Raw genomic sequence first — 14,610 nt, forward strand, 5'->3', positions numbered from 1 at the left:
ATGGGTTCGGGCAAAGTCCGATCTGTTTGGTGGCCCCTCAATTTGACGGGGGGTAGCGCCGTATCAATCTCAATTGCCGCAGCCATGCGCGGAAGAGAGGAGTGATGCCGATTGGGATGTGGCCGGCAGCGCGCATCTCGGCCGCCAGCGCGAGCAGGGTTTTCTGTTTGGCGAAGACGCCGCGATAGGCGGCCCACAGGCTCAGCGTCGGGTCCCAGAATTCGATGGCTTCCGATCCGGCGCCATTGACCTCGATAATCTGGAATTCTCCCCGACGCAGGGCGTCTTCGCTGCTGAAACGTACGTCCAGGCGGCCGAAATGGAAGCCGTTCATCGAATGTGCGATGGCATTGACCTTCTGTTCGAGATCCGGAGTGTTCAGTCGCATGGCGTTTTCATAACGCCCGCCGACGCGCAGGGAAGCGACCGTGCCGAGGACGACTCTTTCGCCGGATGCGGGGACATGGTCCAGGCGGTTGGCGGGGAGGGCTGTCCTGTAGTGGCTTATCAAGGGAGCGAGCCGTGGATCCGCGATCATCAGCCTAGTGATGGAGCGAACCCCATCACCGATGATCTGTGGGGGGTGGCGAACGGCCAGCCCGATAAGGCGGCCGTGGGCCTCGGAGGGTCTGCGCATGTAAAACAGGCCGGCTTCATAGGGCCCCGGAACCCATTCCTGAAGCAGGAAAGCGGCATGGGTGGGAAAGGCTTTTATGTATTCTGTCAGTTTCTTGATAGTGTTGATTCGTCTGACGCCGTAGCCGCACCAGCCGATATCGGGTTTGGCGATCAGCGGAAAGCCCAATTGGACGGCCATGATGGCCGCCTTCGGGACGTCTTTGGACGAAATGAGAAGGGTACGGGCGATCCATGGCCCGTGATGCGGCCCGATGCTGGCCAGGCAGGCATGTTTTGACTCGCCCGCCAGTCCTCCGGTCTCGATCGCCGGATTGACGACCGAGGGCAGGCTCTGGCTGCGGTAACGCAACCCCAGCCAGAGCCACTGGATGACCAGGGGGATGCACAATATCGGTTTCGGCAGCCGTTCCATAGGCGCCGAAGCCGGCCCGACCGGGGGGATGGCGGGAACAGGCGCCCCTTTTGCTGCGTTGGGAGCTCATCATGGAACAGCGTAACTCCTGCATCTCGAATCCGGATCAGGCAATGCGGCAGGTGGGAATCACGCTGTTGCGAGCGGGTTATCGGTTTGTGTGTCCAACGCCGGAAACCCAGCGCCGGGTGAATGCGCGCCCGGGCAATGAATGGGCTGGTAATCTGGTCGATATCTTCGGCTGGAGCCGCCCGTTCCGGCGGCAGACGAGGCCCGTGCCGTTGGTCGAACTGGCCATGGTGGCGGGCATGCTGGTTGCAGATGAGGGGGAATGGCGCAGTCGGTTCCGCTTCTCGACGCTGGGGCGTAATGGGTTCTTTCATTCATCCTTTCCGACCGAGGCAGAGGATTCCGTGTTCTTCGGTCCGGACACTTGTCGGTTTGGCGCCTTACTGGCGGCCTATCTTCGTGATGCGCCGCCTCCGGCGCGGGCGGTCGATATCGGCTGCGGCGCGGGGCTGGGTGCCATCCTGATCGCACAGCATGACCCGGCGGCCGAAATCATGATGGTGGACATCAATGCGGCCGCGCTGCGGCTGGCGCGCGTCAATGCGGCCCTGGCTGGTGTCGACTTCATTCTGGCGCGGCAGAGCGACCTTCTGTTGGACGTTTCGGACGAATTTGACCTGATCGTCTCCAATCCGCCCTATTTGCCAGATCGTCGACGCCGGCTTTACCGAAATGGTGGTGGCAGGCTGGGGGAGGGATTGTCCCTGGCGATTGTCGGGACTGCCATGGAGCGTCTGGCATCCGGAGGGACGTTACTTCTTTACACAGGGACCGCGATTATTAGTGGAGAGAATCCGTTCCTGCGGGAGGCGGTCCTTCTGCTGGATGGTCCGGATTTCGTTTGGGAAAGCGTTGAACGCGATCTGGATGTTCTCGGGGAGGAACTGGAGGAAGGACCTCTGTCGGTCGCGGAGCGTATCGCGGTGATTTGCCTGAGGGTGACACGACGAACGTAGAACGAGGGATGGTGCCGATGAAGGGCAGCCTGTCGGAGGACACCGCCGAGCGGACGCAGCGGGATCTCCATCTGGGTCTTGCGACGCTGAATCGCGCGCGTCTGACATCCTCCTGCCCGAGGATGACGACATTGTCGGGTCGGACCCGGGTTCCCAGCAGGTGGATGAGGCGCGCTTTCTGCAAGCGATGCGTGCACGGGTGGCGCCTGCCGCCGCTTTGGCGCCCATGGACCCGGCGGCATTCGTCACGTGGTTCGAGGAACTGGAGCAGACTGGTCCGGGTCAGGGGGACCCGCTTTTTTCCCTGGCTGGCACAGCACGCGCCGCGTGAGGCCATGTGCTGGTTTCTGGAGCAGGAAGCGGCCGGGGAGGCGGGCTTTGAGGATCTGACGGCCCTGGTGCAGGTGCGTATGCCCATACGACCGAAGCTGGAGCCGGCGCGGAATTACTGGGACGAAATGGGTCACGGCCGAGAGCCGGGCATGCATGGGCCGATGCTGGCGCATCTGGTCCATGCCCTGGGGCTGGAGCCCCGGCCGGACAGGACGGTGTGGCAGTCACTGGCTCTCGCCAACACCTTGGCGGGGCTGGCTTTTCACCGGCATCTGGCGGTTTCATGCGATCGGTGCGCTGGGTGTGATCGAACTGACGGCGTCGGGCAGGGCGGCAATGGTTGCCGCCGGGCTGAAACGTTTGGGCGTAGGGCTGGATGACCGGCACTATTTCGATCTGCATGCTGTCCTGGATATCCGCCATTCCGCGATGTGGAACGCGGAAATCATCGGTCCGCTCGTTGCGGAAGACCCCCGGCGCGCGGTGACGATCGCTGAGGGGGCCCTGATGCGCCTGGAATGTGGAGCGGCATGTTTTCGCCGTTATCGGGAGCATTTCGGGTGGGGCTGATATAAGGGGCCGTCCATCCTGGTGGAGCCGACGGCCAGGGGGAATCCGGGTGGAATGGTTGCCCGACCGCGCGGATTGAAGGTGGACTTCCATCCGGCCAACATACAATATCGTGATCGTAATTGATCTCTGTATGGAATGACCGACAAGCGCGGAGTTTTCGAATGACGACGATGATCCCCAAGGAGGGCCGGGAAGATTTGCTGGAGCGCGGTTATTCCCGCCGCCAGTTCGGCCGGATCGCAGCCCTGCTTGGCATGCCGGTGGCTGCGGCGGCTGCACTGCCGCACTTGGTGGGACAGGCTCGGGCTGTTGCTCCTGCGATCCCCGAGATGCATCGGCCCGATAAATCCGGCATGGTGCGTATTGCCTCCAACGAATGCTGGACCGGCCCGTTCCCGTCCGCCGCCGAAGCCGGTGCTGCGGTGATCAAGGAGGGAAACCGTTATGAGCCCTCGCATCTTCGGGACAATTTGATCGATACGGCGGCCAAGGTCGAGGGCCTGCCCGCCACGCATATCTTGCCGTGGCCGGGGTCGAGTGATCCGCTTTCGCGTGTTGTCGTCACATTCTGCTCGCCCACGCGGGGATTGGTCACGGCCGATCCGACTTTTGAGGCGGCCTGGCGAACGGGAGCGTGGTTGAACGTCAAGGTGACCAAGGTGCCGCTGAGCGCGCGGAACAATTATGCCACCGACGTGCGGGCCATGCTCAAGGCAGATCCTAATGCCGGCCTGTATTATATCTGCTCGCCCAATAACCCGACCGGTACGTTGACGCCGATCGAGGATATTGCGTGGCTGGTGGACAACAAGCCGGCGGGTGCCGTGGTTGTTGTGGACGAAGCCTATCTGCACTTTGCGGGGACGAAGAGCGCGGCATATCTTGTGGCCCAGAACAAGGATGTTGTCGTTCTGCGCACATTCTCGAAGCTGTTCGGGATGGCGGGTTTGCGCCTGGGATTCAGTTTCGCGCGGCCGGACCTGCATGCGCGCATGATGCGTTATGACGGGCAGAGCCAGAGCGGCACCCTGTCGATCGTCGCCCTGGCAATCGGTGCGTCGAGCCTGGCTCAGGCTGAGAATATCGTGGCACGCCGCAAGGAGATGATTGCCGCGCGCGAAGAGACGTTCGATTATCTGCGCAAGCGCAAGATCGCGTTCATCCCCAGCAACGCCAACATGTTCATGGTAAACTGGAACCAGCCTGCTCGCCATGTGAAGGAACAGTACGCAGCGCAGGGGATCGATATCGGTCGCAGCTGGCCGATCTGGCCCAATATGTCGCGTATTACGGTCGGATCGGCTGACGAGATGAAGAAATTCTGCGCGGCGACCGACAAGGTCTTCGCCTGATTCTCATCGGTTGAGGCGTGGGCGAGGTGAGCCATTGGGCCGCCTCGCCAGAATATGGGGGCTGTATCCGTTCCTTTGGGTTACGGATACAGCCCCGTTTTCATATGTGGTCTATTTTGAAGGCGATGTGTCGGGTTGTATGGTCAGTGCGGGAAATTTGAGGGATGCCTGACGTTTTTCCGTGATCGGCAATGCGGTCTTGGCTGGAGACGCGCCGTTTTCACGCATGAGAAACGCGACCAGGGTGGTGGCATCTTCCGGCGACAGCGTGCCGGGGGCCATCAGGGGCATGGCGCGTTGGATATAGCCTGTCAGGCGAGAAAGGGGTGTTCCGGCCCAGCTTGCCACCAGCCGTCCTTTGAGGGACGGCGTCTGGAAATTTCCACTCAGATCGGCGCCATGGCACATGGCGCAGGCTCTCTGGTAGAGATCCGCTCCGCTTTGCGCCTGCTCGGCGGTGAATGATGGAATCGACGAGGCTGCGGGCCTGGCGGCGTGAAGCGGGGAGGGGGAGGCGACGCATAGGGCCATTGCCCCCACTATGCCTGACGGCATGAGGCGGAAAAATTGCTTGCGAGGCATGGGTCAGCCTTCCGAAAGGGGCGAACGGGCGAACAGGTCTGCCAGAACCTTGATGGCCCGTTCCGATTCGGAGCGGTCTGGATGTTCGAAGGAATTTCCGACGCTGCCCATTTCGCCTTCGTTATTCAGGTCGTATGCCTGAACCATCAGCCCATCCGTCTTTGAGACTGCTGAGGCGCCCTGATAATGCAGGCCGTAAGGAAGGTCCGGACGGGGGGGCAGCCAGGCGGTCTGTCCCCTTACGGGGATCAGGCTCTTGTCGTTCCACCAGTCGCGTGCCGCATAGCCGGGGCAATTGATGATGATCTTCTCCGGCAGGGATGTCAGTTCGCTGGGGTCGTGGAATTCCCGGATCACGACATGGCCACCCGCCTGGAAGAATTCCGACATCAGCAGATGCCCATAGGAGGCGAAATTGTAGAGCATGAGGGTGTTGCGCTTGGCATAGGGGGCGGCAAAGGGATTTTCCGACGGGTGCAGTTCTTCAGCCGCCGGCACGATATCCTTGATGCGATCCGAGTAGCGCGCGAACTCCGTGCCATGCTGGGGCATGCCAGTGGATGCATAATCGCCCGTGCGGCCATCCGGACTTTCCTCGTGGGGTGTATTGAACGGCCGGTCGGACAGCACAAAATGTTCGATGAATTCGACAGGGTTGCCGGGAAGGCCGAGATAGTCGCGATAGGTGGCCCACGATATCCGCGCCATCTTTTCCCACAGATCGGCGAAGCCCGGCCCTGCCGGCGCCGTCAGGGAGACGCGGGAATCCGGCGTCCAGCTGCCATTGGCGCGAACCGAGCGGGTCCTGGGAAGGAGGTCCTTGGTATAGATCGTGACGTCGAACCCGGCGCGTTGCGCCGTCAGGGCGGTGGTGAGGCCTATGATGCCGCAGCCGATCACCGCGACCTTGCGTTGCAGGGTGGTAGAGACCTTCTCGACCACCAGACTCGCCGATCCCCAGGAAAGGGACCACCCGCTGCCACCATGTCCGTAATTATGGAAAACGAGCTTGCTTCCCACATGTTCGACGTCAAACCGAGGCCCCATCGGACGGAAAGGGCGCAGGCACACCTTGATGTCGGTGATCTGGTCGGCCCGCAGGTCGAATGGCTGAAGCCTGATACGCGGCTTCTGCGGCGTGAGGGCCTGAGTAGGAGAGACAGATGGAGTCTGGGCATGGAGGAGGCGGCTGCCTGCGAGGGCCCCGACGAGACTACAGGCGGAGGCGCCTGCGACAAGATGCCTCCGCCCGATATTTCTGTTTCGATTGGTCATATGCACGCAGCCTAGTGGAAAAATGGCGCTGGGGAAGGGCTTTATACCCCTCCCCGCATCCGGGAAAAAGACGGATGTCAGAATGTGGCATTCACGCGCCCGTAATAATATCCACCTGTGATGGGGACCTGTGACGAGCTGGCGTCATACACGGCGGTGCCGCCGCTATTGAGGATGTCTGGCAGCCGGCGCGGGCGCACATTGAAGACGTTATTCGCGCCAACCGCGAAGTGCCAGTGGCGGTCGAAGCGATAGCCGATTTCGAGATCCGTCAGCCAGCGCGGCGTGTTCTTGAACTGGCCGAAGCAGGAATTGGAGTAGCGTAGGGCTCCGCCGCTTGCGCAGGTGAGCGTGCCGTTCGTCCAGTCCTGATAGGTCATCATATCCGTCGTTTCGCCGTAGCGGGTCTGGCGCACGTTGATGTCCCATTTCCCGATCGTATAATACGCGTTCAGGATGATCTTGCTGCGCGGATAGGCGGTGGTGAGATAGCCGATGGTCTGGGCATTGAGCAGGGACGTACCATTCGCGGACGTGGCGGCATGATGCAGGCGCGTGCGGTTCAGGTCCAGCGCCATGGAGAGCATCAGGTTGCCGTAACGGTGCAGGTGGAACGTGTAATCGGCCTTGATATCGAGGCCCTGGGTGCGTGTGCTGCCGATATTGGCGAAATAATAGGCCGAGACGTTCTGCGGATCGATATCGTTGACCGGGAGGGCGTAGCCCATCGCCTGGATCGCGTTGATCGCGGTCAGCCCCTTGGTCACGCCGCCCTGGCCGATACGGTTGCGGAGGTTGATCTGATAGACGTCCGCTTCGACATGGAAGCCATCAACCGGTTCGACGACCAGGCCGCCGCTGGCATTGACCGAATATTCCGGTTTCAGCGGCTGGGCGCCGAGAAGCGCGGCCGCGGCGGAGCTGACGGGGAGCAGGCCCGCCGCGCCTGTCGGGCTGACGCTCATGGTGCTGAAATGCTGTTCCGCCATCGTGGGGGCGCGGAAGCCCGTGCTGATGGTGCCGCGCACGGCGATCCGTTTCGTGATGTCGTAGCGGGTAGAGACCTTGCCGTTCTGGGTATTGCCGACATCGGTGTAATGCTCGAAACGTCCGGCGAAATCGAGATCCCAGTTCTTCAGGAGACGGAAATCGCCGTCGATATAGGCGGCCCAGATATCACGGCTCCAGTTGCCGGCACTTTGCGGTGCGATGCCGACATAGCCCTGCGTGCCGCCGACTTCGTAGGAGGCGGGTTCGCCGGCCACGATTTCGTAGGTTTCCAGGCGATGTTCGCCGCCAAAGGCCAGGGTCATCGGCACGGTGTGGAAGATGTCGATATGCCGCCGGAAGTCCAGATTGTTGGTCCACTGGGCGTTGCGGTAGCTCTGGGTGTGTACCGTGGTTGGCGAATAGCCGCAGCCGGTGGTTGAGATGTTCGCGACGTTACCGTTGTTGCATCGGCTGCTCAGCAGGCCCGGATTGGCTGTGTGCTTGTTGCCGATATTGTCCTCATCCGCGCCATACTGGGTGCTGAGGTCCCAGTCGAACCCGAGGAAATCGTGGCCCTTGATGCCGAGCATGGCCGCATAGTCATTTTCCTCGATCGTTTCCAGAGGCGAGAAGCCGGCGGGGTAGAGCGTCGGCGCGATGGTCGGAATGCGGTAGTTCTGGATCGCTTCCGCATGACGGTGGCCGTAGGTGATCTGCCCGTAGAAATCGACTTTCTCGCCGATCGGCTTTCCGAAATCGATGCCCAGATTCTCCCGCGTTTCCTCCGGCGTGCTCATGATCTTGTTCGAGTCGAGGGGAAGTTTGAGCGGGTTGGCGACGATGCCATTATAATAGCCGCTGGTGGTGGCCCCTTGCGGCCAGTAGCCGAGAAGACGGTGGTCCTTGGTACCTTTCGGAACGAAATGGTCGGTGTGGTAGACCTGTCCGCTCAGATGCATGTAGCCGTCATTGCCGAGCTTGAACCCGCCGTCGGCGTTGACCTGATATTGCCAGCCGTCGCCGTTATAGGCGTTCGCGCCGGTCTGTGCCGAAACGTTCAGGCCGTGGCTGGTCTTCTTGGTGATGATGTTGACCACGCCGGCAATGGCGTCCGAGCCGTACATGGCCGCCGCGCCATCTTCCAGTACCTCGATATGGTCGATCATGTTGGCGGGGATCATGTTCAGGTCGACGCCGGTTGCGCCGAAGCTCGGACCGGAGTTCTGGATGATGTTGGCCGTCACGTGGCGGCGTTTGCCATCCACCAGGACGAGAACCTGGTTGGGGTTGAGGCCACGCATGCGGATCGAGGAGGTAAGGGCTGCGGTGTCGCTGCCTTTGGCCTGGATGTTGATGGAGGCATAGGTGCGCGTCAGCGCGTCTGCCAGGTTCAATTGTCCTGAACGGGTCAGGGTGGCCGCGGTCACGACCGAGACCGGCGAGGTACTCTGGCGGGCGTGGCGGTTGCTGTCGTGGGTGCCGGTCACGATCACGGCTTCGCCCGCATCGGGCGGTGCCTGATAGGGAGCGACGGGGGGCGCTACAGTGGGAATGGGAGCAGGGGGCACCCCGGCGGAAGCGGCGGGCGTGCTGGTCACTTTCCGGCTCTTCGTGGCAGGGCGATGGCCGGTTGTGGAGGCTGCGGACGTCGTGGCGGTCTGAGCGATCGCGCTGGCGACGTCGCACTGGATGGCAAGAATGGTAGCTGCGATCAGGCTTCGCCTTAGGGTCATAGAATTACTGTGCTCCCGCGCCATCTGTTACGTGATCGAGATAACGTGAAGCGGATCGCGATTTCGTTTCAATACAAAATCATGTTGCCTGCAACGAATTTGTTCTGCGCACAAACATTGTTGCATATATATCGCATGTGACACTTGTTGTTGTCATGTAGAAATAAAATGAAAGAAAAGACGTGTAATGTCACATTTAATGGTGCAGGGGAATCTGGGTTGTTTTGTTGTTTCTTGTATGAAAAAATAAAAGGTTTTTATCCTTGTTGGGGTGGGGTGCCGCCAGAGAGCCGTTTGAAATAACCGTTCAGTCTTTCAATGTCCGACCGAGCCGTGATCGTTGCGCCAGACGTAATCCTGCATCGCAGATGCCAGGCGCTCGGCCTCGTCCACACGGAATTTCACGATGTCGCCGATGCTCACGATCCCGACGACGGCACCGTTGTCGATAATGGGGAGATGACGTGCCCGGCAATCGGTCATCTTGCGCCCGACTTTCAGGATCTGTTCATCCAGCGTTGTCGTCGGCACGTTGCGGGTCATGATGTCGCGGGCCGTCAGATGGGCCACATCCATGCCGTGGCCGGCTAGCGCGGCGACGAGGTCGCGTTCCGATACCAGACCGCCGAGATGGGCGTGCTCGTCGAGCACGGGAACGGCACCGATCCGGTTCCGCGTCATCAGGCTGGCGATTTCGCGGATTGGTGTGTCTTCATGCACAGTGAAGAGATGGCGGTCCTTGTTTTCCAGGGCCTGGAGAACGGTAGCGGTCATGACGTCTTCTCCCTTTTTCGGATTATTGATGTGGCGTGTGCGTCGCGGACCTGTCCGTATCGCTCAGATGGGAACCGCGGTGGAAAAAGACAGGGTGTGGGTGCGGCATCCGCTTATTCCCTGTACAGGATGTCGTGAGGCGCAGCGGGGCGCAGGCTGGCCTGGCGCATGATGGGCGTAGGCTGCAGGAGCGAATGGGTCTGTCGGACGAGCGTTTCGGGAAAGAGTCCGGCCAGGACGGTAACGATGGCCAGGATGGCGATCAGGCCGGCATTTGCGGGTGTGCCGCGTGCCGCGCGGTGTTCTTCCGGGAGCGGTTCCATCATCGCGCGCACGACGTTCAGGTAATAATAGAGGCCGATGATGCTGCTTGCGACCAGCGCGACCAGCAGCACGATCCGGCGCGCCGACACGCCGGCGATGACGATATAGGTCTTGGCGAAAAATCCGATGGCTGGCGGAATGCCTGCCAATGAGATCAGCATGATGGCCATGGCGAGCGCCAAGGCGGGGCGACGGCGGAACATGCCGCGCCAACCGGCGATATCCGCAGGGACGGATGCCCCCCCGAGTGCTGCGAACGCACCGGACGTCGCGGCGGCGTATGCCGCCAGGTAGACGGCGGCGCTGGCGAGGCCGAACGGCCCGGGAGACAGAAGGGCGAGCAGCAGGTAGCCGACATGCGCGATGGACGACCCGGCCAGCAGGCGCTTGAGATTGCTTTGCCCCAGCGCCAGCAGGTTTCCGCCGAACATGCTCAGTACGGCGACGATGGCGAGTTCGGTGCCGGCGGCGTCGGGGCGGAGCAGGTCGGCCCCTGCGAAATAGCGTGCGAGCGCCGCGAAGAGGGCGATCTTGGAGGTGACGGCGATAAAGGACGCGACCGGCGTGGGCGCGCCCTCCATGACGTCGGGGAGCCAGGTGTGGAAGGGCACGGCCGAGAGCTTGAAGAACAGCCCGGTCAGCACCAGCGCGGTTGCCGCCAGGGGAAGCGCCGGCCCTTCCTGCCCGTCCAGGGAAGGTGCTGCAAAGCGCAGGCTGCCGCTCTCGGCGTAGGACAGTGCGAGGCCGAACAGGAGGATAGCCGATGAGAGGCCGGCCAGGATCAGATATTTGATCGCAGCTTCGTCGGCCGTGGGATGGGTGCGGTGCCAGGCGATCAGGCCCAGCAGCGACAGGCTCAGTGTCTCCAGCCCCAGGAAGAAGATCACCATGTCCGCGCTGCCGGCCATGACCAGCGCGCCGAGCGTGCCGAGCAGCAGCAGCAGGTAGAATTCGTCGGAAGACGTGCCGGTCTCCCGCCATGCCATGATCATGGTGGCGGCCGAGGATAGCAGGATGAGCGCGGCAATGTAGGTGAACCATCCGTCGGGCACGAACAGCATGCCTGTCGGGTCGCCTGGCCAGGGGAGGAGAGGCCACCACAGGCTGGCGAAGGCCAGCAGCAGCGTTGCCAGTGCGATGAGGATGGCGCGCGCTTCGGACCGGCGCCACGCGATGCACAGCAGCAGAAGCGCGATGCCGCCGCCCAGGATTGGCAGCGAGGGTGGCAGGCCCGGAAGCAGGGCGGTCATGGGCGGGGGACCTCCGTCTGTGGCGCGGCGTGGGCGGGCGCCGGCAGTGACAGGTCCAGGACCGGTTGGGGATAGGTGCCCAGCACCAGCAGAAGGGCCATGGTGAGGCCCAGAACCGTCATTTGACGGGGGCCGAAATCCGCCGGCGGTGGCGCGTGAGTTGCCCCCTGGCCTGCGTGAGGCGGGCCCACGAAGGCGCGGCCGACCATGGTGAGGGAATAGACCGCCGAGAGTACCAGCCCGGCGGTGCCGAGGATCGCCATCGGCGGGCTGACGCGCCAGGTGGCGAGCAGGGTCAGGAACTCGCCGACGAAATTGCCCATGCCCGGCAGGCCGAGCGACGCGATGGCAAAGAACAGGCCGACGGAGGAGAGATGCGGCAGGGCCTGCCACAGGCCGCCCATGCGCCGCATGTCGCGCGTGTGCAGCCGGTCCTGCAGCGAGCCGGCGATGACGAACAGGGCGCCGGTGCTCAGCCCGTGGGCTACCATCTGCACCACCGCGCCGCGCATGCCCATGGGCGAGCCTGAGAAGATGCCCAGCAGCACGAAGCCCAGATGGCTTACACTGCTGTAGGCGATCAGGCGTTTTATGTCGTCCTGTGCCAGTGACAGCCACGCGCCGTACAGGATGCCGGCCACGCCCAGCGCCAGGGCCATCGGCGCGAACCGGGCCGCGGCCTCGGGGAACAGCAGGACGACGAAGCGGATCAGCCCGTAGCCGCCGGTTTTCAGCAGGATGCCTGCCAGCAGCACGCTGCCGGCGGTGGGGGCCTGGGTATGGGTATCGGGCAGCCAGACATGCAGCGGCACCACCGGCAGCTTGACGGCGAACGCAATGAAGAAGCCCAGCATCAGCACCATGGCGGCCGTTGGCATCAGGGGGGTGTCGGCCAGGGCGAAATAATCGAAGGTGAGGATGCCCGTGGCATGCTGGTGCAGGATGACGAGGCCCAGGATGGCGACCAGCATCAGCAGGCCGCTGCCCTGCGTGAACAGGAAGAACTTGATGGCGGCGCGACGCCGGTCCTCATGCCCCCATTGCAGGATCAGCACGTACATCGGCACCAGCATCAGTTCCCAGAAGAAGAAGAACAGGAAGAGGTCGGTGGCCAGGAAGACGCCGTTGATGCCGGCGATCGTCGCGAGAAGCAGCAGGTGGAAGAGGCCCGGCCGCTCACCGACGTCGCGTGCCGACAGGATCACGCAGGGAAAGGATAGGAGAGTCGTCAGCCACAGCATCACGAGGCTCAACCCGTCCATGTCCATGCGCGCGGCGATGCCCAGCGCAGGAATCCAAGGCACGGAGAAATGGGCGAGCCATGGGCCGTGGCCCCACCCGGCCGTACAGGTGATGAAGAGCAGCAGCAGCGCCTGCAACAGGATGGTTGTGATCGCAACCCACCAAGACAGGGACGATGCCTGTCTGTCCCGGTCGGATAGCCACGCGGCGAGACCACCGGCTGCCGGCAGCAGGATGAGGGCGGGTAGCGCGATCATGCCCGGATGCCCAGGCACAGGGCCACGACCGTGCCCGCCGCGATCCAGCCGGCATAGCGGCGGACCTGCCCGCTTTGCATGTGGCTGAGCATCCGGCCGCCGGTGCGAGCGGTCGCCGCCGTGGCGTCGGACAAGCGGTCGCATATATCGCTCTGGTTCAGTCGGCCGAGCGTGATGAACGGGCGTACGAACAGCATGTCATAGAGCGTGTCGAATCCCCAGCCGGTGCGTGCCAGGCGGGCGATTGCGTCCTCCGGCGTCGTTCGTGCCTGCGTGCGGGGGCGCCACAATAGCCATGCCACGCCGACACCGGTTAGCGGCACCAGCGAGCCCGCCCACAGCAGCCAGGATGGGCCCTCGGCCATCGGTGTGCCGAACAGGGGTGACAGGAGGTGCGACAGTAGATGCACTGGGGCGATGGTGTCGGGCATTTCCATCCATCCGCCCGCCAGTGCGAGAATAGCGAGGCAGGCGAGGGGAATGGCCATCGTTGCGCCGGTGTGGCCCTTGGGTTCCGTGTGCCGGGTTCCGAAAAACACGATGAAAACGCAGCGGAAGATATAGATCGCTGTTGCGAAGGCGCCGAGCAGGGCGCCGGCCCAGAGCAGGGGATTGGCGTGCCACGCGCCCTGGAGAATCATCTCCTTGCTGTAGAAGCCGGCCGTCAGCAGCGGCAGGCCGGCCAGTGCCGCAGCACCCGCCAGGAAGGCGGCGAACACGCCCGGCATGGCGGGTGCCAGTCCGCCCATCTGGTAGATATCCTGCCGGTGATGGACGCGCAGGATGATTGCGCCGGCCGCCATGAACAGCAGGGCCTTGAAGAAGGCGTGCGTGACCAGATGGAAGATCGCTGCCTGCCAGGCGCCGGAGCCGAGGGCCAGGAACATGTAGCCGATCTGGCTCATGGTCGAGTAGGCGAGGATGCGCTTGATGTCGGTCTGTACCAGGGCGCTGCCGGCGGCCAGCAGCAATGTGACCAATCCGACCAACGCGACGGCCGTCATCGCGGCGGGGACCGCCATGAACAGGGGGTGCAGGCGTGCGATCAGATAAACGCCTGCGGTGACCATGGTCGCGGCATGGATCAGGGCGGAGACCGGCGTCGGACCGGCCATGGCGTCGGGCAGCCAGGTCTGGAGCGGCACCTGCGCGGATTTGGCGACGGCGCCCCCCAGCAGCAGGAAAGCGGCCGTTGTCGGCAGCAGCTGGGCCGGGCCGGTGGCCACGATATGCAGCAGGGCCGCGATATCCAGCGTGCCGGCCTGGGTGGCCAGCAGCAGCAGGCCGCAGAGCATCGCCGCGTCGCCGATGCGGGTGACGATGAAGGCCTTGCGCGCGGCGGCGACGTTGGCAGCGTCGGTATGCCAGAATCCGATCAGGAGATAGGAGCAGATCCCCACGCCTTCCCAGCCGATATACAGGCTCAGCAGGTCTGATGAGAAGACCAGGACCAGCATCGCCGCGACGAACAGGGTCATGCAGCCGAAGAAGCGGGCGATGTCGGGGTCGTCGTGCATATAGCCGCCTGCGTAGAGAAGGATCAGGAAACCGACGCCGGTGACGACCAGCATCATGACCAGCGAGAGCGGGTCGAGGGCGAATGCGATCCGGGTACTGAAGCCTTCGACCTGCATCCACGACCAGAGCGTCACATGCAGGGCGCCGGTGGGCGGGGGAGCTGCCAGGAAACCGGCAGCGAGCCGGCCGGCCAGCAGGGCCGAGAGCCCGACCGATCCGGCACCGATCACACAGGAGGGGCGCGCAGGCATGCGGCCGGTCGAAACGAACAGGATTCCCGCGGCGAGAAGGGGGCAGAAGACGATCAACGGCAGGAGCAGAGCGTCCATTT

General features: G+C 63.0%; 12 protein-coding genes. 4 read left to right on the top strand and 8 right to left on the bottom strand.

Annotated elements, in window-relative coordinates:
* Positions 1-37: 37 nt before the first annotated feature.
* On the bottom strand, positions 38-1,051 hold the full coding sequence (locus HLH35_RS09860; RefSeq protein WP_246384996.1) for an ATP-grasp domain-containing protein: 1,014 nt from the start codon (positions 1,049-1,051) through the stop codon (positions 38-40).
* A gap of 275 nt (positions 1,052-1,326) precedes the next feature.
* Here HLH35_RS09860 and HLH35_RS09865 point away from each other — a divergent pair, with 275 nt between their 5' ends.
* The 4 genes from HLH35_RS09865 to HLH35_RS09875 all read left to right on the top strand — a co-directional run bounded on the left by HLH35_RS09865 (position 1,327) and on the right by HLH35_RS09875 (position 4,334).
* The gene (locus HLH35_RS09865) at positions 1,327-2,076 is read left to right on the top strand and encodes a class I SAM-dependent methyltransferase (protein WP_338029331.1); all 750 of its coding nucleotides are present in this window, start codon (positions 1,327-1,329) and stop codon (positions 2,074-2,076) included.
* Positions 2,077-2,411: 335 nt separating this feature from the next.
* Positions 2,412-2,789, top strand: coding sequence for an iron-containing redox enzyme family protein (locus tag HLH35_RS20215; RefSeq protein ID WP_275944230.1), 378 nt, complete (start codon positions 2,412-2,414; stop codon positions 2,787-2,789).
* Positions 2,713-2,979: an iron-containing redox enzyme family protein gene (locus tag HLH35_RS19925; RefSeq protein ID WP_338029327.1), complete on the top strand. Its 267-nt coding sequence runs from the start codon at positions 2,713-2,715 to the stop codon at positions 2,977-2,979. Before HLH35_RS20215 ends, HLH35_RS19925 begins: the two co-directional genes overlap by 77 nt.
* A 164-nt stretch (positions 2,980-3,143) precedes the next feature.
* A complete protein-coding gene (locus HLH35_RS09875) occupies positions 3,144-4,334 on the top strand; it encodes a pyridoxal phosphate-dependent aminotransferase (RefSeq protein ID WP_182978972.1) in 1,191 nt (396 codons plus the stop codon).
* 111 nt (positions 4,335-4,445) lie between these two features.
* On the opposite strand, the gene HLH35_RS09880 is transcribed toward HLH35_RS09875, so the two are convergent.
* From HLH35_RS09880 to nuoL, 7 genes are all read right to left on the bottom strand, one after another.
* Positions 4,446-4,916, bottom strand: coding sequence for a c-type cytochrome (locus HLH35_RS09880; protein ID WP_182978973.1), 471 nt, complete (start codon positions 4,914-4,916; stop codon positions 4,446-4,448).
* Positions 4,917-4,919: 3 nt separating this feature from the next.
* Positions 4,920-5,858 carry an FAD-dependent oxidoreductase gene (locus HLH35_RS09885; RefSeq protein ID WP_338029328.1) on the bottom strand — a complete coding sequence of 313 codons (939 nt, stop codon included), beginning with the start codon at positions 5,856-5,858 and terminating at the stop codon, positions 4,920-4,922.
* 410 nt (positions 5,859-6,268) lie between these two features.
* Positions 6,269-8,914, bottom strand: a complete 2,646-nt coding sequence (locus HLH35_RS09890; RefSeq protein ID WP_182978974.1) for a TonB-dependent receptor plug domain-containing protein — start codon at positions 8,912-8,914, stop codon at positions 6,269-6,271.
* Positions 8,915-9,229: 315 nt separating this feature from the next.
* Entirely contained in the window at positions 9,230-9,688 is a 459-nt protein-coding gene (locus HLH35_RS09895; RefSeq protein WP_182978975.1) for a CBS domain-containing protein, read from the bottom strand.
* Between the two features lie 113 nt (positions 9,689-9,801).
* A complete protein-coding gene (locus HLH35_RS09900; RefSeq protein WP_182978976.1) occupies positions 9,802-11,262 on the bottom strand; it encodes an NADH-quinone oxidoreductase subunit N in 1,461 nt (486 codons plus the stop codon).
* A complete protein-coding gene (locus tag HLH35_RS09905) occupies positions 11,259-12,761 on the bottom strand; it encodes a complex I subunit 4 family protein (RefSeq protein WP_182978977.1) in 1,503 nt (500 codons plus the stop codon). The genes HLH35_RS09900 and HLH35_RS09905 overlap by 4 nt, the downstream gene beginning before the upstream one ends.
* A complete protein-coding gene (gene nuoL, locus HLH35_RS09910; RefSeq protein ID WP_182978978.1) occupies positions 12,758-14,608 on the bottom strand; it encodes an NADH-quinone oxidoreductase subunit L in 1,851 nt (616 codons plus the stop codon). Before nuoL ends, HLH35_RS09905 begins: the two co-directional genes overlap by 4 nt.
* Positions 14,609-14,610: the final 2 nt, after the last annotated feature.

It is taken from the genome of Gluconacetobacter asukensis, from assembly GCF_014174375.1.
Taxonomy (GTDB): Bacteria; Pseudomonadota; Alphaproteobacteria; order Acetobacterales; family Acetobacteraceae; genus Gluconacetobacter; species Gluconacetobacter asukensis.